This is a genomic window from Filifactor villosus, from assembly GCF_042652965.1.
GTDB classification, from domain to species: domain Bacteria; phylum Bacillota; class Clostridia; order Peptostreptococcales; family Filifactoraceae; genus Filifactor; species Filifactor villosus.
On sequence record NZ_JBHSHL010000013.1, the window covers coordinates 75,330 to 99,871 of the forward strand.

Annotated in this window: 22 protein-coding genes; 18 read left to right on the plus strand and 4 right to left on the minus strand. The window is 43.9% G+C overall.

Features of this window, described 5'->3' with window-relative positions:
• The first annotated feature begins 59 nt into the window (after positions 1-59).
• From recO to ppdK, 5 genes are all read left to right on the plus strand, one after another.
• Complete coding sequence (gene recO / locus ACFO4R_RS03485; protein ID WP_379787626.1) at positions 60-818, plus strand: DNA repair protein RecO; 759 nt, start codon at positions 60-62, stop codon at positions 816-818.
• 21 nt (positions 819-839) lie between these two features.
• A complete protein-coding gene (locus tag ACFO4R_RS03490; RefSeq protein ID WP_379787628.1) occupies positions 840-1,520 on the plus strand; it encodes a DUF4342 domain-containing protein in 681 nt (226 codons plus the stop codon).
• Between the two features lie 706 nt (positions 1,521-2,226).
• Positions 2,227-2,862: a helix-turn-helix transcriptional regulator gene (locus ACFO4R_RS03495; RefSeq protein WP_379787629.1), complete on the plus strand. Its 636-nt coding sequence runs from the start codon at positions 2,227-2,229 to the stop codon at positions 2,860-2,862.
• Positions 2,863-2,893: 31 nt separating this feature from the next.
• Positions 2,894-3,715, plus strand: a complete 822-nt coding sequence (locus tag ACFO4R_RS03500; RefSeq protein WP_379787630.1) for a pyruvate, water dikinase regulatory protein — start codon at positions 2,894-2,896, stop codon at positions 3,713-3,715.
• A gap of 26 nt (positions 3,716-3,741) precedes the next feature.
• Positions 3,742-6,372, plus strand: coding sequence for a pyruvate, phosphate dikinase (gene ppdK, locus ACFO4R_RS03505; protein WP_379787631.1), 2,631 nt, complete (start codon positions 3,742-3,744; stop codon positions 6,370-6,372).
• A gap of 628 nt (positions 6,373-7,000) precedes the next feature.
• On the opposite strand, the gene ACFO4R_RS03510 is transcribed toward ppdK, so the two are convergent.
• A complete protein-coding gene (locus ACFO4R_RS03510; RefSeq protein ID WP_379787632.1) occupies positions 7,001-8,725 on the minus strand; it encodes a phospho-sugar mutase in 1,725 nt (574 codons plus the stop codon).
• Positions 8,726-8,751: 26 nt separating this feature from the next.
• Positions 8,752-9,681: a tRNA modification radical SAM protein MnmL/YtqA gene (gene mnmL / locus ACFO4R_RS03515; protein ID WP_379787633.1), complete on the minus strand. Its 930-nt coding sequence runs from the start codon at positions 9,679-9,681 to the stop codon at positions 8,752-8,754.
• Between the two features lie 234 nt (positions 9,682-9,915).
• Here mnmL and ACFO4R_RS03520 point away from each other — a divergent pair, with 234 nt between their 5' ends.
• The 5 genes from ACFO4R_RS03520 to mtaB all read left to right on the plus strand — a co-directional run bounded on the left by ACFO4R_RS03520 (position 9,916) and on the right by mtaB (position 15,576).
• Complete coding sequence (locus ACFO4R_RS03520; protein WP_379787634.1) at positions 9,916-10,359, plus strand: LytTR family DNA-binding domain-containing protein; 444 nt, start codon at positions 9,916-9,918, stop codon at positions 10,357-10,359.
• 307 nt (positions 10,360-10,666) lie between these two features.
• The gene (locus ACFO4R_RS03525) at positions 10,667-11,062 is read left to right on the plus strand and encodes a DUF3021 domain-containing protein (RefSeq protein WP_379787635.1); all 396 of its coding nucleotides are present in this window, start codon (positions 10,667-10,669) and stop codon (positions 11,060-11,062) included.
• 459 nt (positions 11,063-11,521) lie between these two features.
• Positions 11,522-11,875 (plus strand): Asp23/Gls24 family envelope stress response protein, encoded by a 354-nt coding sequence (locus tag ACFO4R_RS03530; RefSeq protein ID WP_379787636.1) that lies wholly within the window; start codon positions 11,522-11,524, stop codon positions 11,873-11,875.
• Between the two features lie 19 nt (positions 11,876-11,894).
• Complete coding sequence (locus tag ACFO4R_RS03535) at positions 11,895-13,526, plus strand: DAK2 domain-containing protein (protein WP_379787637.1); 1,632 nt, start codon at positions 11,895-11,897, stop codon at positions 13,524-13,526.
• 697 nt (positions 13,527-14,223) lie between these two features.
• Positions 14,224-15,576 carry a tRNA (N(6)-L-threonylcarbamoyladenosine(37)-C(2))-methylthiotransferase MtaB gene (gene mtaB / locus ACFO4R_RS03540; protein ID WP_379787676.1) on the plus strand — a complete coding sequence of 451 codons (1,353 nt, stop codon included), beginning with the start codon at positions 14,224-14,226 and terminating at the stop codon, positions 15,574-15,576.
• 541 nt (positions 15,577-16,117) lie between these two features.
• On the opposite strand, the gene ACFO4R_RS03545 is transcribed toward mtaB, so the two are convergent.
• Positions 16,118-16,486 (minus strand): DUF4180 domain-containing protein, encoded by a 369-nt coding sequence (locus tag ACFO4R_RS03545; protein WP_379787638.1) that lies wholly within the window; start codon positions 16,484-16,486, stop codon positions 16,118-16,120.
• Entirely contained in the window at positions 16,483-17,232 is a 750-nt protein-coding gene (locus ACFO4R_RS03550; protein WP_379787639.1) for a formylglycine-generating enzyme family protein, read from the minus strand. The genes ACFO4R_RS03545 and ACFO4R_RS03550 overlap by 4 nt, the downstream gene beginning before the upstream one ends.
• 663 nt (positions 17,233-17,895) lie before the next feature.
• Here ACFO4R_RS03550 and ACFO4R_RS03555 point away from each other — a divergent pair.
• The 8 genes from ACFO4R_RS03555 to ACFO4R_RS03590 all read left to right on the plus strand — a co-directional run bounded on the left by ACFO4R_RS03555 (position 17,896) and on the right by ACFO4R_RS03590 (position 24,536).
• Positions 17,896-18,234, plus strand: coding sequence for a histidine triad nucleotide-binding protein (locus tag ACFO4R_RS03555; RefSeq protein WP_379787640.1), 339 nt, complete (start codon positions 17,896-17,898; stop codon positions 18,232-18,234).
• A gap of 173 nt (positions 18,235-18,407) precedes the next feature.
• Positions 18,408-18,584, plus strand: coding sequence for a 30S ribosomal protein S21 (rpsU, locus tag ACFO4R_RS03560; protein ID WP_014261932.1), 177 nt, complete (start codon positions 18,408-18,410; stop codon positions 18,582-18,584).
• A 16-nt stretch (positions 18,585-18,600) separates the two neighbouring features.
• Complete coding sequence (locus tag ACFO4R_RS03565; RefSeq protein ID WP_379787641.1) at positions 18,601-19,044, plus strand: GatB/YqeY domain-containing protein; 444 nt, start codon at positions 18,601-18,603, stop codon at positions 19,042-19,044.
• 263 nt (positions 19,045-19,307) lie between these two features.
• Entirely contained in the window at positions 19,308-20,555 is a 1,248-nt protein-coding gene (locus ACFO4R_RS03570; protein WP_379787642.1) for an MFS transporter, read from the plus strand.
• 3 nt (positions 20,556-20,558) lie between these two features.
• A complete protein-coding gene (locus tag ACFO4R_RS03575; protein ID WP_379787643.1) occupies positions 20,559-21,737 on the plus strand; it encodes a cation diffusion facilitator family transporter in 1,179 nt (392 codons plus the stop codon).
• Positions 21,738-22,162: 425 nt separating this feature from the next.
• Complete coding sequence (locus ACFO4R_RS03580) at positions 22,163-23,038, plus strand: hypothetical protein (protein ID WP_379787644.1); 876 nt, start codon at positions 22,163-22,165, stop codon at positions 23,036-23,038.
• Between the two features lie 12 nt (positions 23,039-23,050).
• Positions 23,051-23,338 carry a hypothetical protein gene (locus ACFO4R_RS03585; RefSeq protein ID WP_379787645.1) on the plus strand — a complete coding sequence of 96 codons (288 nt, stop codon included), beginning with the start codon at positions 23,051-23,053 and terminating at the stop codon, positions 23,336-23,338.
• Between the two features lie 82 nt (positions 23,339-23,420).
• On the plus strand, positions 23,421-24,536 hold the full coding sequence (locus ACFO4R_RS03590) for a hypothetical protein (RefSeq protein ID WP_379787647.1): 1,116 nt from the start codon (positions 23,421-23,423) through the stop codon (positions 24,534-24,536).
• The last annotated feature ends 6 nt before the right edge of the window (positions 24,537-24,542 follow it).

Consider the following 24,542-nt stretch of genomic DNA (forward strand, 5'->3'; position numbering starts at 1 on the left):
TTGCCGGATCAAAGAATGAACTGTGGCAGAGGCGAGTGGAAGATTGGAGAAGGCGAATAATGTATATCGTAACGGAAGGGATCGTATTACGCAGCGTAGTCTATAAGGACTCGGATGCCATCTTGACCCTCTTTACCAGAAAAATGGGAAAGGTCAGTGCGTACGCGAGGAATGTAAGAAAACTCAATCACATGTCCATGGCCTGCTCACAGGTCTTTGCTTACGGAACCTTCCAGCTGAGGGCCAAGGGGAAGATGATGAATGTGGTATCCTTCGATCTGAAGGACAACTACTATGCCATCACCTCATCTTTGGACAAAACCTATCTCGCCTACTATCTTGTCGATCTCACAGAGCAGGTGTCGGTAGAGAGTCAGACCAACCATCGGCTTCTTACAAGTTTGATCGAGTGTTTAGATTTTCTCAAGATGAGTGAAAAACTTGTTTTGACAAAGCTTTTTTATCAAATAAAGGTGCTGACCTACTCGGGATTAAAACCCGAAGTTTTGAAGTGTATGAATTGTGGTATAAATAATGATGGTGGACTTCGTTTTTATTTTCATATGCAAGACGGAGGACTGTATTGCAGAAGGTGTTGTAATGATCCGCAAGAAGATGTGATGCTTGAGAGCTACGACAATACGACCTATCGACTACTGAACTATCTGTCACAAAATGCAATGTCGGAGGTCTCACAGGCGAGGATCTCTACGATTTTGCTGTCGGAACTTGCTGAATTGATTGAAAAGTATTATATTGTGCATTTGCCTGATATCTCCGTAAAATCGGAAGAATTTATCAGACATATAAAACCATAAAATTTTTAGGAGGGGTAAGGTATGTTAACATTGGAAAAAATCGATCAAGTGGTGGAACGTACGGGAGTAACTTACGAAGAAGCGAGAAATGCCTTGAACCAATGCGACGGAGATGTCATTGATGCCATTATCTACTTGGAGAACAGTCAGACCGGCTTTGCCGAGAAGTTTTCTTCCAATATCAATGAGACCAAAAATGCGGTCATGGACACTCTGAAAGACTTGTTGAAAAAGGGGAACATCACCAGAGTCGTAGTTCGAAATGAAGAAAAGGTAGTGTTGAACATCCCCATCTACGCGGGAGTGATCGGTGTGATGTGGCAACCTTATATCGCCTTGATCGCAGCTACCATAGCTACTTTGAGCAAGTACAACATCATCATCCAGACCAACGATGAGAAGGAGTACAACCTCAACGAAATGACTGAAGAAGGGATCAAAAATCTCAAAGAAAAGGTCGATAGCGGAGAGATCTCTCGCAAATTTCACGAGATCAAACGCGATCTGAGCAAAGAAGCGAGGGAAGCGAAGAAACACGCCGAAGAAGTCATCGTCGATATCGAAGAGAAGGCGGATGAAGTCGAGGCGGAAGTCAAAGAGGCTAAGGACCATGTCGTTGCAGAAGTCGAAGAAAAGGCAGAAGAAGTTAAAGATAAGGTCGAAGAGACGGTAGAAGAAGTTAAGGATAAGATGGAAGAATAGGCGATAGATCCGAGAAGTGTTGTAAGAAAACGTTATGATCGTTTTTTTGCAGCACTTTTTTATATATCTGCAAATCGAATATAGTCGTATTTCAATAGGACGGGATATTGTCCGTTTTATACTATTTTTCAATAGAAGTATAGATATATCTGTTTTTCAAACCACGAAAAGTCGGTTTATCTTCTATGGGTCACAGATTATTTATATCCACAACTCAAAAGAATAATAGTATTAAATGTCGAGGATGAAACATATACCATTGCCGAAAAACAATTTGTAGGAGGATGGTTCAAAGCATTCGACCTGTCAATTTTAATAGATAAGGGTGTAAATTAAAAACCTAATACTATTCTTCGATAGAAGTATGGATATATCTGTTTTTCAATAGAAGTATGGATATATCTGTTTTTCAACCCGCGAAAAATGGGTTTATCCACAGATCATCCATATCCATAACTCAAAGGAAGAGTAGTATTATATCTGTTTTGCAACCACGAAAATTCGTGTTCTCTTCTATGGAGTGAAAATCGTTGATATCCATTATTCAAAGGAATAGTAGTATAAAAGCTCATATGGGATCGTTAGCTATGGAATTTTCGGCGGGATCTCTTAGGTGTTTCTACAGGAAGGTTTATGTAAAAAAAGATTGACAATCGCTTAAATATGACATACTATATAGGATATACGTTATATTTTAATCAAGGAGGTGAGTATCATAGAACTGACAGAAAGACAACTGAGAATTATTGAGATCGTCAAGAGCAATGAACCGATCACAAGTGAAGAGATCGCACAGCATCTCAACTTGACAAGGGCGACCTTGAGACCGGATCTGTCGATCTTGACAATGAGTAAGGTCCTCTATGCTCGACCGAAGGTGGGATACTTTTACGGAGATGTGACCGGAATAGGTCTTTCCCTTAAAGAGATTAGGGAGAGGACGGTTCGTGAGGCGATGAGTCTTCCTGTTACGATCGCGGAGAATGAGTCGATCCATTCGGCGATTGTACAGATGTTTTTGGAGGACGTGGGCAGTTTGTTTATCACACATGAAGGAGGCCTGAGCGGGGTCATCTCTCGAAAGGATCTGCTCAAGTGCTCCGTAGGAGGAATGGATATTGAGAAACTTCCTGTGAGTATGGCAATGACAAGGATGCCCAATGTGATCTACGCAAGGCAGGACGAGAGTGTGGCTATGGCATTGCACAAGATCTTGCTCCATGAGGTGGATTGTCTTCCGGTGGTAGAACCGGATATGGATGATGAGAAGAAGCTTAGGGTAGTGGGACGTTTTTCCAAGACAAACATCAGCAGACTGTTGATGGAGGTCTTGGAGGACTAGAGGAAATAAAAACACAGTAAGGGGATACTTTATGAAAAAGATGTTTTATGTCGTGTCCGATTCCCTGGGCGAAACTGCGGCACAGGTGTTGAAGGCGGGACTGTCACAGTTTGATATGGAGGATTATGAGATACGAAGATTCTCCTATGTATTGAAAGAAGAGATCCTGAAGGATATTTTGGAAACTGCGGTGGAAGAAGATGCCCTGTTGGTCCACACTTTGGTGGAACTTAACCTGCTTGAGCTCATTGACGACTACAGGTACAAAAAAGGCCTGAGGACCATCGATATCATCGGTCCTACTCTTACACAGATCAACGCTATGACGGGCAAAGAACCTCGGAGAGAACCCGGGGTGATCCGGCAGTTGAACGACAGCTACTACAAAAGGGTGGAATCGATCGAGTTTGCAGTAAAATACGATGACGGAAAAGATCCGCGAGGAGCGTTGAAGGCGGACATCGTCCTTCTCGGGATCTCAAGGACCTCAAAGACTCCGTTGTCGATGTATCTGGCAAATAAAAACATCAAGGTCGCAAACATTCCTTTGGTACCGGAGTCGCCCTTGCCGGACGAAGTCTTTGAGGTGCAGAAGACGAGGGTCGTCGGACTTACAAATTCCCCTCAGAAACTCAATCAGATACGGACCGAGCGTTTAAAGGCTCTGGGTCTTCCAAAGGGCAATAAGTATTCGGATATGAATCGGATTTTGGAAGAGATAGATTATGCGGAAAAAATTATGAAGAAGATAGGATGTCCGGTCATCGATGTCTCCAACAAGGCGATCGAGGAAACGGCGGAGATCATTATCAATATTATGAAACGAAACGGAATCAATATCTACAACCTATAATAAAATAATTCGGGAGGTCTGAAAACATGAAGAAGTATGTGTACAATTTCAACGAAGGAAAGAAGGAGATGAAACATCTCCTGGGGGGAAAAGGAGCAAACCTTGCAGAGATGACGAACTTGGGCTTGAGTGTTCCTCCGGGTTTCACCATAACGACGGAGGCTTGTATTGATTTCTACGATCAAAACGAAGAGATCTCCGAGGAGATGATGAACGAGATCAAAGAGCACGTCGGAAAGGTCGAAGAACAGCTCGGAAAGAAATTTGCCGATAAAGACCAACCTCTGCTGTTCTCCGTTCGTTCCGGAGCGGTCGTTTCCATGCCCGGTATGATGGATACCATCTTGAACCTGGGTCTGAATGATGAAACCGTCCAAGGTCTTGCTCGTTCAACAAACAACGAAAGGTTTGCGTATGACAGCTATAGGAGATTTATCCAAATGTTTTCCGATGTAGCGATGGGCATTTCCAAGTCGAGATTCGATCTGATTCTGGACAGCAAAAAAGAAGAGAAGGGCTATAAGGAAGATCCCGAGTTGACAGCGGAAGATCTGAAAGAGATCATCAAGGGCTATAAGGAGATCTATCTGGAAGAAAAGAGAGAAGAATTCCCTCAAGACCCGATGAAACAATTGTACTTAGCGGTGAAGGCGGTATTTTCTTCGTGGAATAATGCAAGAGCGTTCACCTATCGTAACCTGAACGGCATCCCTCACAACTTGGGAACTGCGGTCAATGTTCAATCCATGGTCTTTGGAAATATGGGAAATGACTCGGGAACCGGAGTTGCCTTCTCGAGAAACCCTGCGGACGGAGAAAACAGGATCTTCGGCGAATTCTTGATGAACGCACAGGGAGAAGACGTCGTTGCAGGTATTCGTACCCCGAAATCCATCGATGAATTAAAGCAGGTCATGCCCGCCATTTACGAAGAATTTATTTCTTCTGCAAAAAAACTGGAAAATCACTATAGAGATATGCAGGATATCGAGTTTACCATCCAAAATGAAAAACTCTACTTCCTTCAAACAAGAAATGGAAAGAGAACCGCAAAAGCGGCGATCAACGTAGCTGTAGATCTGGTTGAAGAAGGTCTGATCAGCAAGGAGGAAGCAGTGCTTCGAATTGAGAGCGCACAGCTTGACAACATCCTTCATCCCAACTTTGATGAAAAAGCTCTAAAAAGTGCCGAGAAGATTGCAAAAGGGCTTCCGGCATCTCCGGGAGCGGCTTCGGGCAAGGTATATTTCACTGCGGAAGCGGTCGTGGAAGCACAGGGGCGCGGGGAGGCGTGTATTCTTGTAAGACAGGAAACATCTCCGGAAGATATCGAAGGAATGAACTCCGCAGAGGGTATCTTGACTGCAAGAGGAGGAATGACTTCTCATGCGGCGGTCGTTGCTCGAGGAATGGGTAAGTGCTGTGTTGCAGGATGTCAGGAGATCCGTGTCGATGAAGCGGCAAAAGTGTTAAAGTATGGAAATAAGACTCTGAAAGAAGGAGATGTGATCTCTCTAAACGGAAGTACCGGAGAAGTTTACCTCGGAGATATCAAAAAGGTCAATGCCGAGTTGACAGGAAACTTTAAGAAGTTGATGGGATATATCGATGAGATCAAGAGATTGGGGGTAAGAACCAACGCGGATACCCCCAAAGATGCAAAGACGGCTGTTGATTTCGGTGCGGAAGGTATCGGACTGTGCAGGACCGAGCACATGTTCTTCAATGAAGATCGTATTCCGAAGGTAAGAAGGATGATCTTGGCAAAATCCGTGGAAATGAGAGAAAAAGCCTTGGCTGAACTTCTTCCCCATCAAAGAGAAGACTTTGCAGGCATCTATGAAGCAATGGGAGAGAGACCGGTGACCGTGCGTCTGCTCGATCCTCCTCTCCATGAATTTTTGCCTACGACCAAGGCGGACATCGAAACCTTGGCCGGCAGTATGGGAGTTTCGTTTGAAGAGTTGAAGGACGTTGTGGATTCCTTGCATGAAGTCAATCCGATGTTGGGACATAGGGGTTGCCGACTGGCAGTGACCTATCCGGAGATCTACCGTATGCAGGCGAGAGCGATCATGGAGGCGGCGATTGAGGTCAGCAGCAAACACGAGTATGATCTGGTACCTGAGATCATGGTTCCTCTGATCGGATCGGAGAAAGAACTGAAATTCGTCAAGGATCATATCGTCGATGAGATAGAGCAGGTGTTTGAAGAACAATCCACGAAACTGACATACAAGGTCGGAACGATGATAGAGATCCCCAGAGCGGCGATCACTGCCGATGAGATCGCAAATGAAGCGGAATTCTTCAGTTTCGGAACCAACGACCTGACTCAGATGGGCTTCGGATTCTCGAGAGATGACGCAGGCAAGTTTCTTGGAGAGTATGAAAACAACGAGATCCTTGAGGTAAGCCCGTTTGAGGCGATCGACCAAAAAGGAATAGGAAAACTGATGAAGATGGCGGTAGAACTCGGTAAGTCGACCAGACCCGACATCCACTTGGGTATCTGCGGAGAACACGGAGGAGAACCTTCTTCCGTAGAATTCTGCCATAAGATCGGTTTGGACTATGTATCCTGCTCTCCGTATCGGGTCCCGATCGCAAAACTGGCGGCGGCTCAAGCAGTGATCAAAGAAAAAATGGAAGGCTAGACAGAAGAATAAAGGACGAAAAGATCCTTGGAACATCAGTAAAGGTATATCTGATAACCCTGCTACTACCGTATTGTTTGATCGGGATATCAGAATGATAACCCGCATAAGTACCGAACATACGTGCGGTTCCTGTGCAATTCAAGTTGAACGATCGACATAAACGCTCGGATGGAATAAGAGGGAGCTGAAACACACAGTAGTATAAGCAAGGGTAGTACCCCATAATTCAAAAAACGTTATTAATACTATTCTCCGTTTGAAATACCGGGAATACAGAAGATATCGTTGCCGAAAAACAATTCGGATGAGCCTATACTTCAAAGAATTCAACCTGTCAATTCTAATGGACAATAGTATAATACGGGTATTTCTTTGAATTGTGGATATCAACAATCTGTGACCTATAGAAGATAAAATAATTTTTCATGGTCAAAAAACAGATATATCCATATTGCTATGGAAGAACAGTATAAAAGGGGCACAGACGATCAAAATCCTGATAAACGACCTTTATGACTATACGAAAAAGACACAGCAAAATATTTTGCTGTGTCTTTTCTATATGGCTCCATATCAATCTGTGGAGTTCATCTTTGTTTGTCTTGGGATGTCAGGAGTTCGTATGCTAATCTATGGAGTGGAAGATCTCAAGCACGGTCTCATCCATGCGAGCGAGTTTCGCTTTTGCATCTTCAACAGAGCTTCCTTCTGCTGAAAAGTAGATCTTGAGTTTGGGTTCGGTACCCGAAGGTCTCAGTGCGTACCAGGAACCGTCTTCAAAGATGAACTTGATGGCATTCGTTTTTTCGACAGCTACGGTCAAAACTTCTCCGGTAGCGACAAGGGTGCGCTCGGAGAGGGAGTAGTCGATATATTCCTTTAACCTCATCCCTGCGACTTCCTTGGGATAGCTCTTACGGTATTCCTTCATGATCCGAGCGATCTTTTGCTGTCCTTCAAGTCCCTCAGATACAAAGGACTTGGTATCCTCCCATACATGACCGTGTTTTTGGAACAGGTCGTTGAGCACGTCGAGCAGGGTCTTTCCAAGGCTCTTATAATATCCTGCCGCTTCTGCGAGGATCATGGCTGCCGATACCGCGTCTTTATCTCGAACAAAGGTCCCCACGGTATAGCCGATACTTTCTTCGTAGCCGAAGAGGACTTCTTTTTCTTTAGTTTTTTCGTAGTGGTTGGTTACGGCCGCGATGTTTTTGAAACCGGTCAAAACCTCCGTCATTTCAACACCGTAGCTTTCAGCGATTTTTCTACCCAATTCTGCCGTAACGATGGTCTTGATCATAAGAGCGTTTTTCATAAGACTGCCTTTTTCCTTCATGGAGGACAGAAGGTATTCGATGAGCAAAGCTCCTGTCTGGTTTCCGGTCAGAGCCTGATAAGAGTCTGAGGTCTTGCACATGACCGCCAATCGGTCGGAGTCGGGATCGGTTGCGATAAGAAGGTCGGCATTCACTTTTTCTGCAAGTTTTAATGAGTATTCAAAGGCTGCGATGTCCTCCGGGTTTGGATACTCGATAGTAGGAAAACGTCCGTCGGGTCGTTCCTGTTCCTCCACAACATGGACGTTTTTGAAACCTCGTTCGCTCAATACTCTTCGCACGGGGATATTACCCGCTCCATTTAGGGGGGTGTAGACGATACAGATGTCTTTATCTACTTCCTTGTCACGCAGAGAGAGTTCCTTGACCTTGTCGAGGTAGATGGTGTCGATGGGTTCTCCGATGTAGGTGAGAAGTCCTTTTTCCAGAGCTTCTTCTTTCTTCATTATCGGAATGGAGGCGAAGTCTTTGATCTTATCGATCTCATCGAGAATCTTATCTGCGATGTCGTTCTTAATCTGAGATCCTTCTTCCCAATAGACCTTGTATCCGTTGTATTCTTTAGGGTTGTGGCTTGCCGTGATATTGAGACCCCCGGCACAGTTGAGATGCCGCACGGTGAAGGAGAGTTGAGGAGTACTTCTCAAGTCTTCATAGAGATAGGCTTTGACACCGTTTCCCGCAAGGACGAGGGCGGCGATCTCGGCAAATTCGTCCGACTTGACACGGCAGTCGTGAGCGATGGCTACCCCCCGGTTTGCATAGCTCTCGCCGAAGGAGAGGATGACCTTGGCAAAGGCGTGAGTTGCTCTTGCAATGATGTACCTGTTCATACGGTTGGTACCTGCACCGAGCTTTCCTCGAAGTCCGGCGGTCCCGAATTCAAGATCGCGATAAAAACGGTCTTGGATCTCGTTTTCATCTCCCTGGAGCAGGTGTAGTTCCTTCTTTGTTTCTTCATCGATGAAGGCATCTGTCAACCATTGTTCATATCGTTGTTTGTAGTCCATAAAACATCTTCCTTTCTATTTATTATTTAAGTTTTCGGCTTCCAATATTTTCCCTGGTAAAGATCGTTCATCCTCATCTTCCGATCGATGCCGTTCAATACGGCTCTCTTGTCCTTGATCCAGTTCGGAGCAATCAAGGTCCTCTTGTCCCCGTCTCCGGTCAGTCTATGGATGACGATGTCGGGCGAGATATGACACAGAAGATCGGCGACCGTATCGATATACTCATCTCTTTCCATAAGAGGAAAGGGATGAGAGAGGTAGTAGGGATAAAGGTCCGTATCCGAAGAGATGTAAAGGATGTGGATCTTGAGCCCCCATATTCCGCGGTCGGAGAGATAGGTGACGGTGTCAATGATATCCCGGCGAGTTTCGGACGGCAGATTGACGATGATATGAGCGACAGTCGGTATTTTGAGCGCTCGCAGCTTTCCAAGAGCCTCTTCAAAGACGGGAAGAGAATAGCCCCTTCTCAAAAAAACGGCAGTTTCCTCGTGGATGGTCTGTAAGCCGAGTTCTATCCAGAGGAAGGTTTTTCTATGGTAGGAGGACAGGAGTTCCAGCACCTCATCCGACAGGCAGTCGGGTCTTGTAGCAATGGCAAGTCCCATGGTCCCCGGAAAAGAAAGAGCTTCGTCATAGAGGGCCTTCAGCATGCTTACAGGTGCGTAGGTATTGGTGAAACTTTGGAAGTAGGCGATATAGGAAGCCTCCTTCCACTTCTCGGAAAGAAGGCTGATCTGTTGCTCCATCTGTGCACGTATGCCGTTTGCCTCCGAAGTGAATTCTCCGGCGCCTTCTTCTCCGCAAAAGATACAACCTCTGTGACCGATCGTTCCATCGCGGTTGGGGCAGGTAAAACCTCCGTCGAGAGAAAGTTTGATGACCTTCCTGCCGAACTTCTCCTTCAGGTATTGATTTAATGTATAGTAAGCTTTGTTGTTCCAATAATTCATAATGACTCTCCTCACCCTTTCTATTATACACAAAGAGGAAGGGCTTTTCTATGTGAACTTGGAAATCTTTTCTGCAACAGGCTTCGGGATATGTTGAAGTATCGCCTGAACGACAGATCCTTACCTGTCAGTTGTCCGAATTGACCTCTTGGTGAATATCACGTACAAACAAATACAAATATGATATATTGAATATAAACCAAAAGGGTGCACCCGAAAGGAAGGTGGTAGTCGATGAAGATACAGTTTTTGAATGACAAATATGCGGACGATATTGTAGTTACCGTTTCTGCAAAGGAATATGACGTCAAGGTAGAAAAAATTATAAACCTTCTTGGAAAAATGAATCAGGGAGAGGAGAAGTTGGTCGTTGAAAAAGAGGAGAAGATCTACCTTCTAAAGGAAGATGAGATATACAGCTTTTTTTCTCAAGACGGAAGGATCTATGCAAAGACAAAGGAAGATACCTTTATCACAAGAGAACGTCTCTACGAGATAGAAGAACGATTGGAGGGGAAGTTTATTCGTATATCGAAATCCGTCTTGGTCAACAAGAACTATATCCGTTCTTTGGAGATGGAATTTAACGGAAAGATGATCCTGTATTTGGACAACGGAGAGGCGGAGTATACATCGAGAAGTTATCTGAAAAAGATCAAACAGAGTCTGGGTCTGTAATACCGTTATGCGTTTGAATTGTCGATTGTAATGTATGCTACAGGATTTTAAACTGCCGCATTGTAATTTGTAGGTCGGATATAACCGCTCCTCGCTTGGACAATAGTGTACGTGGATGGAAAAAGAGATTCGGAAAACATCGGACAAGGATATAAACTACCCCTTGCGTTGTTTCGAGAAATATGGAAGTTCTGTCAAGTATAAATGTATTTATACGAGAAAAATTGACGTTATACCATTTTTTGAATTGTATGGGATCTATTTTATTAAAAAGGATTAAAATTATTGGAATAAGGAGGATAAGAGGATGAAAACAACAACTCATATCAAAAATATTATAAACGGGATCAGTACCGCTCTGTTTATCAATTCGACGATTTGGCTCGCACATCCCGAAATTGAAAAGGCATACTATATCAGGAGCTACATTGCCTCGCTTGCGATCGGTGTGGTCGCGGGTCTAAGTTCAAGCATATTTGCGATCGAAACTTGGTCGCTTGCCAAGAAAACGATCCTACACTATCTTTTGATCGGGGGCATCGTAACTTCAGCCGGAGTCTGGGCAGGCTGGCTACAGGATATGAAGTATACGGGAGGTTTCCTGTTTCTCTTCAGTTTGATCTATCTGATTATCTATCTTTGCGCTCTCTTCCTACAAAAAAACGAGATCGAGAAGATAAACAGGGAACTGAAGAAGAGATAGGGTTCGAAAGAGCGATGTTGATGTATGAAGGAAGGGTCGGATCCGATCTTATGGGATTATCCGTTTAAGGCGTTGATGTCCGCGGTTTTTACTCCGTACAAGATGTTCGTGGTCGCTATTATCGATATGGCTGCTTTTCTATCGAATAAATAGTATTACAAACAGGATTTCGCTCGGATCAATGCAGGGATGTTGCAAAACATATCCGAACATACATTTGTTATAAAAGGATCTTGGATCAGACTGTTCTCCTGATATGGTCTCGGTTTGATACTTGCAAATACAAAGAGGGAGGGTTTCGAAACGAACTTGGTTTCATTTTGAGACTCTCCCTTTCCGATTTATTGTGAATAAACGGTAATTTGGGGTATAATAGGGAAAGAACTTGAAGGAAGTTTACAAATAAGATAAAATAAAATCGAAGAACAAAACAGAGCATTGTTTTGAAAGGAGGCAGTTATGTCAGTTTGCACAATCAATGAATACGGAAATATCTACATCGAAAAAGATGTTGTTGCCAAGATTGCAAACCAAGCGGCAAGAGAGTGTTACGGGTTGGTGGGGTTTGCATCGAGAAACAAAAACGGGATCGTGGAATTGTTGTCCTTCTCTAACGGAACTAAGGGGATCCAAGTCGACATTACGGATAACATCGTATCTTTGAAGCTTTTTGTCATCATACAGTACGGTACGAACATTGCCGTCGTTGCAGAGAACATCATAGACCGAGTGAAGTACTACGTAGAGCATCAGACGGGGCTCAAAGTGGGAGAGATCACGCTCAATGTCGATGGAGTAAGGGTACAAAAGTAAAGTGGGAGGACAAGGATTGATGAATAGAATAGAAGGAAGATTGTTTCGTCAAATGTTGATCTCGGGTGCCAATAATCTGGCAAACGAAAGAGATATTGTAGACAGACTCAACGTATTTCCCGTTCCTGACGGGGATACCGGAACGAATATGTCGTTGACCATGAGTTCTGCGATCGCGGAGTTGCAAAAAACCGATTCCAACCATCCGGAGGATATCGGAAAGGCTGTGGCAAGAGGCTCTCTTATGGGAGCAAGAGGAAACTCGGGAGTTATCCTGTCTCAAATTTTGCGCGGTTTCGCACAGGCGATAGAAGGAAAGCAGAACCTCGGTGTTGAAGATGTCGCCAATGCGTTGAGCAGTGCTTCCAAGGTTGCTTATAAAGCGGTTATCAAGCCCGTGGAAGGAACAATATTGACGGTTTGTAGAGAAACGGCGGAAGTTGCTCAAGAACATAGGGATATGGAAGAGATGTCGGTCTTTTTGAAGAAGGTACTCGAAGGAGCAAGACGTTCTTTGGCTCATACCCCGGAGCTCTTGAAAGCCTTAAAGGAAGCTAATGTTGTAGATTCCGGAGGAAGAGGCCTTCTCTCCATCCTTGAAGGAATGATTCGCTGTTATGAAGGTTCTCCTGTCAATGCGGACGGTACGAGCACAGCTGCTCCTCAGGATTTTGATGAATTGATGAAACAGGATATCCACGCGTTTTCCGGAGAGATCGAATTTGGCTATTGTACCGAGTTTTTCCTAAGGACTTATGAAGTCGATGCCGAGACCTTCCGTAAAGAGATCGAGCATATGGGCGATTCGATGGTCGTCGTAGGAGATGAAGGAGTTATCAAGATCCACATCCACACCGAAGATCCGGGAGCTGTATTGCAGATGGCGGGAGCTCATGGAGCTTTGGACAGGATCAAGATAGAGAATATGAGACTTCAGCAGGAAGAAGTCCTTAAGAAGCGTGCCGAAGAAGCTCATCAGGAAGAGACCGAGGAACTTCCCTTCGGGATCATCTCCGTAGTAACGGGCAAGGGCCTGGCTCAGATCATGAAGGATTTGAATGTCACCTTGACGATAGAAGGTGGACAGACGATGAATCCGAGTACGGAGGACTTTGTGAAGGCGATCGAAAAGATCAACTCACAAAACATCTTCATCTTCCCCAACAACTCCAATATCATTATGGCGGCAAGTCAAGCGAAGGAGATCAGCGACAAGAATGTCATCGTCATACCTACGAAGGATATTCCAAGTTCTTTGGTCGCTTTGATGAACGTCGATCCCGAAGCGGAGATGGAAGAGATTGAGCAAGGCATGCTCGAGGCGATCGCGCGTGTAAGATCCGGGGAGATCACCTATGCGGTACGCGACACCGTCAATGGAGACAAGGACATAAAAGAAGGTGAGATCATTGCGATCACAGGAAAACAAATTATGGCGAACGGCAATGATATCGGATCGGTCACCTTGTCGATGATCGAGCAGATGGCGGATGAAGACAGCGAGATCATTACTCTGTTCTATGGAGAAGATGTGCGACAGGAAGAAGCGGAAGCCTTGCGTGAGAAGGTACAGCAAAAGTTCCCCGACTGCGATACCGAGCTTTATGAAGGCGGACAACCTCTGTATTACTACTTGGTGTCCGTGGAATAGCCGGAGGTAATGCTGTTTTTCGCCTGAAATCTCAGGTACGCAGAACAGGTCAGTATCGAAAAACAACCGGGAGAATGATATGCCCTGAAGCATCCGACCTGTCAATTTAAACAGATAACATCACAAAGAAAAGGTCGATACGTTCCCTCCTTCATTGGAAGAGTGGAAATATTTGCCGGAGTAAAATATTTCATCGCTTGTAAAATACAAGTTGTTGATCAAGAAATCCAAATTCGGAATAACAAAAAACGCATAAAAGTCTTATTTTCTTTATTGGAGGGAAATAGGACTTTTTTATGTTAGGACTCACCGGATATCGATATCTATCTATTTAGTTGACATTGATGTCATCTCATACTATTTTTCAATAGAAGTATGGATATATTTATTCTGCGATTACGAAAATCCGTTTTATCTTCTATCGGTTACACAACATTTATATCCATAATCCAAACGAAGAATAGTATAAAATATCGGATCAACATTGTAGGAGATTTTTGATAGATAACGAATTTCGTGGTACAATAATATTTTATAAGAGAAAACTTAAACGGAAATAATACTATTCTCTGTTTGAATTGTTGGGTATACAGAAGTATCATTTCCGGAAAACTACTTGGATAATGAAATGCTTCAAAGCATCCGACCTGACATTTTCATGAGATAACAATGTAAAAGGAGAATTTGATTGAAACTCATAAGCAATATTGTAGATAGAAGAAATGCAGTTACACAGCAGAACGCGGATACCAAAGCAAGGACGGTGGCGACCCTAACACTGGGCTGTAAGGTCAATCAGTATGAGACCGAGGCGATGGAAGAGCTTTTTGTGGCACAGGGTTATTCTCTGACAGACTTTGAGGATTTTGCCGATGTCTATGTGATCAACACCTGCACGGTAACGGCAATGTCCGACAAGAAGTCGAGACAGATGATACGCCGAACACGCAAACTCAATCCGGATGCCGTTGTCGCCGTCATCGGCTGTTATTCCCAAAAGGCCCCGGAAGAGGTATTGAAGATCGAAGAGGTCAACCTTGTCATGGGTACTACCGGAAAGAACAACATCGTCAAAGAAGTCGCTCGGACCTCTTCTCGGGACAAGAGGATCGTCGTTGACGATATTATGAAACTGAGGGACTTTGAAGAAATGTCGATCAGCAGCGCGGGAGATCATACCAGAGCCTTTGTCAAGATCCAGGACGGCTGTGATCGGTTCTGCACTTACTGCATCATCCCCTATGCTCGCGGTCCGGTTCGCAGCAGACAGATGGACTCCATCGTGCGTGAAGTGACCTCGCTTGTAGGTAACGGATATCGGGAAGTCGTTCTGACGGGGATCCACGTAGCCTCCTACGGAAAAGACCTCAAGCAGGGTTCCCTCATCGATGTGATCGAGAGACTCTGTAAGATAGAAGGGCTTGAGCGGATCCGAACTTCTTCCGTGGAACCTACGATCATCACCGAGGACTTCTTGAAAAGATTGAGCAGTCTGCCTCAATTCTGTCCTCACTTCCACCTCTCTTTGCAAAGCGGGTGCGACAGTGTATTGAAACGGATGAACCGCAGGTACGATACAGGGCAATACAGGGAGGCCGTCGACAAGATCAGACGCTATTATCCCAAGGCGGCCATTACGACGGATGTGATCGTGGGCTTTCCGGGAGAAACCGCCGAAGAGTTTGAAACAACAAGAAGGTATCTTCAAGAGATCAAGCTCTTTGAGATGCACATCTTTCCCTATTCTCCGAGAGAAGGGACCGTTGCCGCAAAGATGAAGGATGCCGTTACCAAGGATGAAAAGCAGAGGAGGAGCAAGATCCTTATCGAACTGGGAGAAGAACACAGGAGGGAGTTTATGGACTCCCATATCGGGGATGAGGTCGAGGTGCTGTTTGAGACCTTTGAAGAAGGTTATTGCTACGGCCATACGGTCAACTATATCAAGGTGAGGGTAGAGAGCAAGCGGGATCTCTCCAACGAGATCCGAAGGATTCACCTTGAAAGCGTGCAGGAAGATCGGATGGAAGGAAGATTGAAAGAAGATTGAAAGAAGATTGAAAGAAGATTGAAAGAAGATTGAAGGAGAGGGTTTCGGACTCACAAGAACCTGTTTGATCAAATTGAAATCGGATAAGGTCGACATTTCAATGCTGTCACCTATTTCTTTTTTGAATTATAGAGCTATTTAATACTACTATTCTTTTGAATAGTGGATATAAACGATCTGTGACCATAGAAGACAATATAGTTTTTCGTCATCGAAAAAATAGATATATCCATACTCCTATTGGAGAAGAGTATAAGTTGCTGTCGGAAAGTGTATAGTTTGTTTTTTTGCATTTTTATCGGAGGATGGTATAAATCTGTTCTTCGATAAAAATACTGCCCATAGAAATATAAAAATCCTTGAAAAACTTGAATCGTAATAGGGTGCATTTCTATTTTAAACAAAGAAAAACAGTAAGCCTTTTTTGATAGGTACTCTCTTTACTGGACAATCAGTAAGGAGGGTACCTATCAGTTTGATCTACTGTTCCTGCATTAGCTTTCATTAAATTTTTAATTATGGGGGCTGAAATTTTATTATTTTAGCTATTGCTTAATCTATTTAAAGCCTCAACTTCGCTTTCGACAAAAAATATATCATTCCCTTGATTACATTCATAAATAAAGGCATTTAGAGCACTACTTTCGTAATTAGAAAAATCTCCTATAATTGCCAATTTCATTTTATAATTTATTAACTTTTGCAAAATATTCCCTGCAACTTTGTTGCGAAGTTCAAAGAAATCTTCTGCAAGATTATCTTTGTTAATGATAACTCTGTTTTCTCCCGTTTCATAAGCGATTGTCATAAACAGATCCAAAAATGACCGCTCATCCGATATTACAATTGACTCATCTTCAATTCGTACAACCTTGGTTTTATCTTTTAATTCTACCAGTTTATGTTTCATTCAATTCCCTCCGGATTATTTTTTGCTATTCTAAATCCCAAATCATCAATTCTAAAATCAGGAAAACTCTTTCTCCTTGAGGTAACACCACAGGCTCTCTTTTCGCTTGCGAAGCTCCCGCCTCTAAAAATGCGATAGTTTCCATATCGTTCTTCATCATACAAATCAAAACACCATTCCCAAACATTTCCGATCATATCAAAAAGCCCAAAATTATTTTCCTTTTTTGTTTTTACTTCATGTAACCTGCCATCAGAATTTTCTTCAAACCAAGCGATATCTTCAATATTATCGTATCGATATCCTTGCGTATTTCCTCTACAAGCATATTGCCATTCTGCATCTCTTGGTAATCTAAATCCATTTTTTGAATCATCGACTACAATTTTTTCTGAAACAAAATTCAATGTGTAGCACTTTTCCAATGAAAGTTTTTCAGAAAGTAGGTTGCAAAATTTGATTGAATCTATCCAACTTATATTTACCACAGGAAAATCTTTTGTTTGAATGTCGCAGTCAATACCCATGACATAATGATATAGTTCATTAGTCACGGGAGCTTTCAACAATAAAAATGGTTGAATCATTGCTAATTCTTGCTTAACGATTTTTTCTTTTTTTGTTCCGGGGATAGACATTTTGTAATCCGAACTCATCCACTTGATTGGATCAACAAAATCCCTAATTAACTCCTGCCCTTCGGGGATTAAGACCATATTTTCTTTTACATATCTTATCAAGTCCATTTTTCACACCTATAAATTTAAATCTGTTTATCTATATCGACGAATAGTATACCATTTTCAAGGAGTTTTTTCTACCATCGGATTTTCCTGTTTCCGATCAAAGCTTTTTTGTGGAAATAGGTAGTAAAATAAACGAAGGAATAGATACAAAAAATCTATCTATCGTCTTTATTCTTTCCGTTCCGTTGGTACTACATTCAACAGCTTATCTTGAAGGGGATCTTCGCTCTTTTTATCAAACGATATCTCGGATACAAGGGTCTTTCCTCTAATCTTTTTTATCATAGTACAGTTCGGCTTTAGGGGTGTATCTTATTCTGTGATTCTTGTTTTTCTGTCATTCAATTCTTCCTTTTACCTGCACCAAAAAAATTTCCTATGATTAGAAAACCTCTTTTTATATTGGATGGTATTTGATTTTGAGTTGTTGATTCTTTCTTGCTCTATATTCCCTTGGTTGTAAAAAGAGAGCGGAGACACAAAATATTCTGTGAATTTTGAATACGGATATGGTATACTTATGATATTCATACTGTTATCCGGTTGGATCGCTTGACCGATGAGCTGCTCTCTATGGGTGCAAAATGGTCGTTGCTTTCGTAAAAGCGGATATTTTCGCAGTTCAATCGGATCATAGTGGCAAATAGAAAAGGAGGGATAGGAATGGCTTGTATTTTTTGCAGTATCCTCAAAGGGGAGATACCGTCCAAAAAAGTGTATGAGGACGAGTTTGTCTATGCGTTTCACGATATAGATCCGAAGGCTCCGATCCATATCATCGTAATACCGAAGGAGCACTGTGCAAATATTTTGGAAGTGGCAACAGACAGCGATATGATGAATCATATCGTTAAGGCCATCCAAGTGATAGCGAAACAGGAGGGCGTCGACGCCAAGGGTTTCCGCGTTGTAAACAACTGCGGTCCGGATGGAGGTCAAACGGTGGAACACTTGCATTTCCATCTTTTGGGAGCTCGACAACTCACTTGGCCGCCGGGCTAAAAAGCTCGTTGTCCGTCCTCTTGCAATCTTCGTTTTCATTGTAGTCGCGCAATCTTCAAAAAATACTTGAAAATATTTGCGATTGCGTTTATAATACTAAAATATAGCCCAACAGATACAACATTTTTGCTGATTTCAATCGGAAAGTGTTAGCAGTGAGGGGAGGGATAGAAGTGGCAACGGAAATTAAAGTAAAAGAAAATGAGTCATTGGACAGCGCGCTTAGAAGATTCAAGCGTCAATGTGCTCTTTCCGGAGTAATGCAGGAAGTTCGAAAAAGAGAGCATTATGACAAACCGAGTGTAAAGAGAAAGAAAAAAGCGGAAGCGGCAAGAAAGAAAAAAAGATAGTTAAGAGGTGTTTTGCATGACTCTTAAGGATAGACTTACAAACGATTTGAAAGAATCGATGAAAAATAAAGAAACAGTAAGAAAGTCCGTCATTACATTGATTCGTGCTGACATCAAACAGTACGAAGTAGATAATCGAGTCGAGTTGGACGATGACAAGATCCTGACTCTGATCGCAAAACAAATGAAACAGAGAAAGGATGCCTTGGAGGAGTTCAAGAAGGCCGACAGGACTGATTTGATCGAGCAGACCAATGAGGAGATCAAGGTCCTGAGTTTTTATCTCCCCGAGCAACTCACAGATGATGAGTTGGAAGAGATCGTAAAGAAGGTTGTAGCTGAAGTAGGCGCAACATCCATGAAGGACATGGGAGCCATCATGGGCAAGGTTATGCCGCTTGTAAGCGGGAGAGCCGACGGTAAGCGCATCAATGCAATGGTTAAAAAAATCTTGGGCTAGAGCATTATTGTTGAAATGCGAATATTATAATCATGGACTCTACATAAATCGATGAGATTTCTGTAGAGTCTTTCTTTTGTAGAGTGAAAGGTGTTATACTGTCGTTAGAATAGGATGATGTTATACTATTATCTGTTGGAATTGAGAGGTCGAATGTTTTGAGGCATAGGATCATCCAAATGGTTTTTTGGTAATGACATATTCTGTATACCCGACATTTCAAACGTAGAATAGTATGTGAAGTAGAAGGACGGAGAGAAACTATGGAAGAAGTACGAGTATTGGAGGCCGACCGAAGGCCTTCCTACCTCAAGATACTTGAAAATAAAGAGGGACTTAAGATCTGGACGTCGATCGTTATCAGTATCGTCGTGATGTTTATTCACAGGCAGTATATGTCGGTGATGTCCGGGTTTATGATGGAGAAGTACGACATCGATATCTCGCAGACGACAAACCTCGTCAATGCGATGTTGTACGGTTATGCCTGTATGCAGATCCCCAACGGGATCTTGGTTGACAAGGTGGGAGTTCGTAAACTGATGGTCGGAGGCTGGGCGATGACTGCCGTTTGCAGTATCGTGATGACGATGACCGCAAGTTATCCCGTGGCGCTCGCAATGAGATTCTTGACCGGGGTAGGGGTTGCAGCTTCGGTCACCTCCGCGATGAAGGTGCAGGCACTCTGGTTTGAAACGAGACTGTTTTCACAGCTTTCCGCGATGATGGCTCTGATCTCTAATATGGGCAACATCGTCTCGACCGTTCCCCTGTCCTATGTCGTAACGAGGTTCGGAGGGCAGACGGCTCTTTGGGGGATCACGGTTCTGACCGTTTTTTGTGTATTGTTGAACTTTGTCCTTGTGAAGGATAGGAGAAAAGAAGAAGGACCTCGTTTTGAAGTGGGAAGGGCTCTGAAAGAGGTGCTTTTTAACCGTGCTTCGTGGCCACCTATGATCATCATCCTGACCTTTATTTCCGTTACGACCTCTCTGTCCGGATTTTGGGGGATCCAGTATATTTCAACGACCTATCGGATCGACACTCTGGAGGCGTCGAAGTATATGTTCTTCCTGACCGTAGGGCTGATGTTGGGTTCTCCTCTGGTCTCGGTGATGGATACCGTGAATAAGGGGGATAATCGCAAGAATGTGGAACTGTTTACCCTCGTGTTCTTTTTGGAGTGGCTCTACATCGTCGTAGTGCGTCAAGGACGGCCTTCCCTGTATGAACTTCCGGTTTTACTGGTGATCATGGGAATAGCGGTAATGTTTCATCTTCTCCTGTTCACGGTCGGCAAAGAGGTCAACAAGTTGGAAAACTCGGGGATCGCCATCTCGAGTGTCAATACGATGGAGTTCGTGGGGAGCTCCTTTATGAACTCCTTCATTGGATTTTTGGTCCTTCGGGGAGTGGGCATCGAAAGAGCGATAGGAGTCTACCTTGTCTCCTCGGCGATCTGTTTTGTAACGGTGTTTTTTATTCCCAAGAATCAGGGAAGAAGGGAGTAAGAGGTGTTGGACTATCTTGCGAGAAAGTTTATCAAAGAGCATACACAGGTACAAAAAAAGGAGGTCAGGACGGCCTACGGGTATCTGGGAGGGGTCGTTGCGGTTTTGACAAATCTTCTGTTGTTTTTGATGAAACTGATTGCGGGATATATCAGTGGAAGTCTTGCAATTACAGCGGATGCCTTTAACAACCTCTCGGATTCGGGTTCGGGGCTGGCGACGATTCTGGGATTTTACTATGCGGCCAAGCCCGCGGACAAAAAACACCCTTTCGGGCATGGAAGGCTCGAGTATATATCTGCTCTCTTTATTGCCTTTCTGATTCTTTTGGTCGGCGCTCGTTTTATGATGACTTCGGTGGAGAGGATTCTTTCTCCGGAGTTTGTGGAGTTTAACCGTTTGTCTGTGATTATTCTTTTGATTTCTATTGTTCTCAAAGCTTACCTTGCACTGTTTAATCGCAAACTTGGGAAAAAGATCCGATCCGAGGCCATCGTTGCGACAGCCTTTGACAGTATCAGTGATGTTGTCATTACATCTGTGGTGTTAATCTCCCTTTTGCTTGGCAAGAGGTTGGGTCTTCAAATAGACGGCTATGTAGGAGGAGCGGTAGCTCTTTTGATTATAGTGGGAGCTTTGAAACTCGTGTGGGAAACTCTGTCGCCTATTTTGGGAGAAGCAACGGATGAAGACCTCGTTTTGCAACTGGAGAAGGAGATTTTGAGTCTGCATCCGTCGATCTTGGGTGTTCACGATATGGTGATCCACGACTACGGTCCTTCGAGAAGGTTTGTAACCGTCGATATGGAACTGCCCCACACCTTGAGTCTGGTGGAGGCTCACTACATCGCCGACAAGGCGGAAAGGTGGATCTCCGAACGCTTCGACCTATCCCTCTTCGTGCATGTGGACCCTAAGAACACCAAGGATAAGGAGACCTACGAGATGCTAAAGAAGGTGGAAGAAGTCCTGAAGGATGTGGATCCTTCCTTGGAGCTTCACGATTTTCAGATGTTGGACTTTGGAGAGAGGACCGTTCTGTTCGATCTGGTTCTTCCTTATGAATACAATGAGCAAAGGACACAGGAGATCATAGATCGGGTGGAAAGAGGGATCAGGGAGAAGGCGCAGGACTGTGATCTTCTGATAAAGATTGATAAGGAAGGAGTCCATCTCTTCTGATCGGAAGCAGTACTACTTCGGATCAAAGTATGCTTATGCTTGTACTCACAAGCACAAAAACTCGTTTTATCACCTGTGGGATAAAGGATATTGATATCGACAGTTCGGGAAGGTAACAGTATAAATGAGATAAAGAGTTGTTGAAACTATGATCCGATCGAAGTTCGCTTCATACCTGTTCCGGTTATTAGAAAAAACGTTTCATCATTAATAAAGTTCAAATCGTTGATATCGACAATTTGAATGGATATAGATAAGGACGAAAAATATTGTCCCTTCTCTTGCCCTTGTTTTTGATTTTTGATATCATAAAAGTTAGAAATAAAAATCGAAATTATTTGACAATACCGGATCGGATAGATAGAGTACGGATGAGGACAGAGGAAATTTAGGATCATCAGGACATTCGGAAAGGGAGGTGCACGATGAGAGATTTCAATTTTTTTTCTCCCTACACGGAAGATAAGAAGGTGAAGGCTGCGTTGAAAAACAAGGAAGCGGTCTCGGATAAAAAACAGGGTGCCTCCTCTCGAGAAAAGGTGGAGGAGAGAGGATACAAAAGGATGGGTATATGGACGGCGGTTGCTGGAGTTGTGCTTATACTCTTAAGTGCAAGACTGACCTTGGGTCAAAATTTGGTACAGCAACCTTCCGCGGGCGAGACCAAGCCTTATTTTTACCTGTGGGAGATCCCCATCCAGCAGGTGGAGGAAGTCTCGGGTACGGAACTGAAGCCTCCCGTCTCCGCCATGGAGCAATCGAACGAGATTGAAGAAATCTCGGCGGTTTCCACAGAGGACGAGAAGGAATTTGTTACGAGCACAAGCGAGATCTTCGGATTTGAAGAAGGCGATGTGTTTGCAAAGGTCAATCGCTTGGGTATAGAGGCGAAGGTCGAGATCTCGGACAAGGCGGCGAGAAGAGGGAAGAAGTCGGCCAAACTCCACTATGCGTTTCAGGAAGGAACAGGGGTGCAAAGGGCCTATATCGACCTTAGAGACAGGGAGATTCGTCTGAAGAAGAAGGTGGAAGGCATAGGTCTGTCCGTCTATGCCGAAGAGGAGCTGCCCTATGAGGTGGGACTACGGATTATGGATGTTTCGGGTGGACAGTATCTGATCGCTCTCTCGCCACAGATCGATTGGAGCGGTTGGAAAGATATGGTCTACGATCTCAGAGAGGTCGAGAAATACCCCATTATGATTGAAGGGATCTACGTAGAAAAAAACAAGGACACCACTCGTCTCAAGGGAGAACTCTTCGTCGATTCCGTTATTATTGAAAAACTACAGTCGAAGTAAGGATGAGCGTCTATGTTATTTATGCAGTTTGTAGGGATCGTCGCCCTGATCGGTGTAATCGTTGTACTTGGTGTAAGCAGGATAAGAAGGTGGAAAGTAGATAAGGATTTCCTTGTGCATATAGGGATCAGCACTGTAAGTTTGATGAGCCTCCTCCTGTTAACTTTTGTCTCGGAGTTTAACTTCAAAATGCTTTGGTTTGTCGTGGCAGTTCAGCTTGTGTTGACCGAATTTGCACGAAGCACGGGTTTGCTTACGATCAGGAGTTCGCAGGCGATCGAAAAAGACAACGGCAGATAGGCAAAAGAATCCCGATCTTTTTTGGAGCTTTCTTTTTTGAAGAGGAAGGGCAGACAGACTTGTGTGTGGAGGCGGATGGTGTATGGAGAAGATAAAGAAGTATCGACATTGGCACAAAAATAAAAAACAAGAGGATGCCTTGGAGGCTCTTCGGCAAGCTCTTTATATTCAGATAAGGGGATTTGTGTTTTTTTTGATCCTTCTTGCCACCGTTCTTATCATGGTGATGAGCAGGATAAAGACGATGGAGGTCATCCTGGATGGGAAGACCTATGAGATAAGCACGAAGGAAGAGGTCGATGCCCTTGTTGACACGAATTTTCGCAGAGGTTTGACACTCAAAAATCCTAATGATCTCGAGAGGGAGCTCACCGTCCCGTTTTCACAGATAGGAGTGAGCTATTTTTCCAAGGAGGAGAGGGAGAGGATGGATCTCTACTTCTCGAACAAGGCTCTTTGGAAGATGAGATCCGCTTTCTCCTTTGATCGAGATATCAACCGTTTGAACCCTTCGGCAGGTGTTCTGTACTTCGAAGAAGAAGAGGTGAAGCAAAAGATCCTTGCTCAGGCTTCGGAGTTCAGTTATCCGGGTGAGGATGCCTATGTGATTGAAAAGGCGGGAAAGACGGAGGTGATCTCCTCCCACATCGGTTTTGAGGCAAAAGAGGAAGAACTCGCCGAGACTATGATCGAGGAGATGAAGAGAGGAAATCTTGACAATATATTTGCGGTGGGGACCGTCCTTGCACCTGCGGTCAGAGAGGAGGATCTTCTTCCGTACAAGGTCATCCTGGGAGAGGCTTCGTCCGGTCCCATCTTGGATACTTACTCTCAGCGAAAGCTTCTCTATGTATTTTCGGCTTTAAACAACCTTATTATCCGGCCTGATCACACCGCTTTTGTCTCTGCGGGGGTCAAGGAGAGGATGGCTTCTTTGGAAGGGGAGGACATTTTAAACCGTAAGGAGAAGGAGATCGTCGATGAGATTTTTGAAGAATTGGCACAGGAACTAAGGAAGGATAGGTTCCCGATTGAGTCCTACAACTCATCGGCGGTCTCCGTCGGTAAGATCGCACCCGAGGATGAGTGGAGCAATGTGTTGGAAGTGAGCAATAACAGAAACAAGTCGATCCTGCTCAGTTGTTATATGCAGGAGAAGAGTTTGAAGATTCTTGTTTTGACTCAGCCTCATCAATAGAGTGGG

What these genes read in the sequence shown, in the direction of transcription:
- mnmL (WP_379787633.1), bottom strand. Translation starts at nt 9,681, where the DNA reads ATGAATTATTGGAACAACAAAGCTTACTATACATTAAATCAATACCTG.
- ACFO4R_RS03490 (WP_379787628.1), top strand. Translation starts at nt 840, where the DNA reads ATGTTAACATTGGAAAAAATCGATCAAGTGGTGGAACGTACGGGAGTA.
- ACFO4R_RS03510 (WP_379787632.1), bottom strand. Translation starts at nt 8,725, where the DNA reads ATGGACTACAAACAACGATATGAACAATGGTTGACAGATGCCTTCATC.
- ACFO4R_RS03580 (WP_379787644.1), top strand. Translation starts at nt 22,163, where the DNA reads ATGAGAGATTTCAATTTTTTTTCTCCCTACACGGAAGATAAGAAGGTG.
- ACFO4R_RS03545 (WP_379787638.1), bottom strand. Translation starts at nt 16,486, where the DNA reads ATGAAACATAAACTGGTAGAATTAAAAGATAAAACCAAGGTTGTACGA.
- ACFO4R_RS03535 (WP_379787637.1), top strand. Translation starts at nt 11,895, where the DNA reads ATGAATAGAATAGAAGGAAGATTGTTTCGTCAAATGTTGATCTCGGGT.
- ppdK (WP_379787631.1), top strand. Translation starts at nt 3,742, where the DNA reads ATGAAGAAGTATGTGTACAATTTCAACGAAGGAAAGAAGGAGATGAAA.
- ACFO4R_RS03525 (WP_379787635.1), top strand. Translation starts at nt 10,667, where the DNA reads ATGAAAACAACAACTCATATCAAAAATATTATAAACGGGATCAGTACC.
- ACFO4R_RS03565 (WP_379787641.1), top strand. Translation starts at nt 18,601, where the DNA reads ATGACTCTTAAGGATAGACTTACAAACGATTTGAAAGAATCGATGAAA.
- recO (WP_379787626.1), top strand. Translation starts at nt 60, where the DNA reads ATGTATATCGTAACGGAAGGGATCGTATTACGCAGCGTAGTCTATAAG.
- ACFO4R_RS03570 (WP_379787642.1), top strand. Translation starts at nt 19,308, where the DNA reads ATGGAAGAAGTACGAGTATTGGAGGCCGACCGAAGGCCTTCCTACCTC.
- ACFO4R_RS03590 (WP_379787647.1), top strand. Translation starts at nt 23,421, where the DNA reads ATGGAGAAGATAAAGAAGTATCGACATTGGCACAAAAATAAAAAACAA.
- ACFO4R_RS03550 (WP_379787639.1), bottom strand. Translation starts at nt 17,232, where the DNA reads ATGGACTTGATAAGATATGTAAAAGAAAATATGGTCTTAATCCCCGAA.
- ACFO4R_RS03530 (WP_379787636.1), top strand. Translation starts at nt 11,522, where the DNA reads ATGTCAGTTTGCACAATCAATGAATACGGAAATATCTACATCGAAAAA.
- ACFO4R_RS03585 (WP_379787645.1), top strand. Translation starts at nt 23,051, where the DNA reads ATGTTATTTATGCAGTTTGTAGGGATCGTCGCCCTGATCGGTGTAATC.
- ACFO4R_RS03520 (WP_379787634.1), top strand. Translation starts at nt 9,916, where the DNA reads ATGAAGATACAGTTTTTGAATGACAAATATGCGGACGATATTGTAGTT.
- ACFO4R_RS03555 (WP_379787640.1), top strand. Translation starts at nt 17,896, where the DNA reads ATGGCTTGTATTTTTTGCAGTATCCTCAAAGGGGAGATACCGTCCAAA.
- ACFO4R_RS03500 (WP_379787630.1), top strand. Translation starts at nt 2,894, where the DNA reads ATGAAAAAGATGTTTTATGTCGTGTCCGATTCCCTGGGCGAAACTGCG.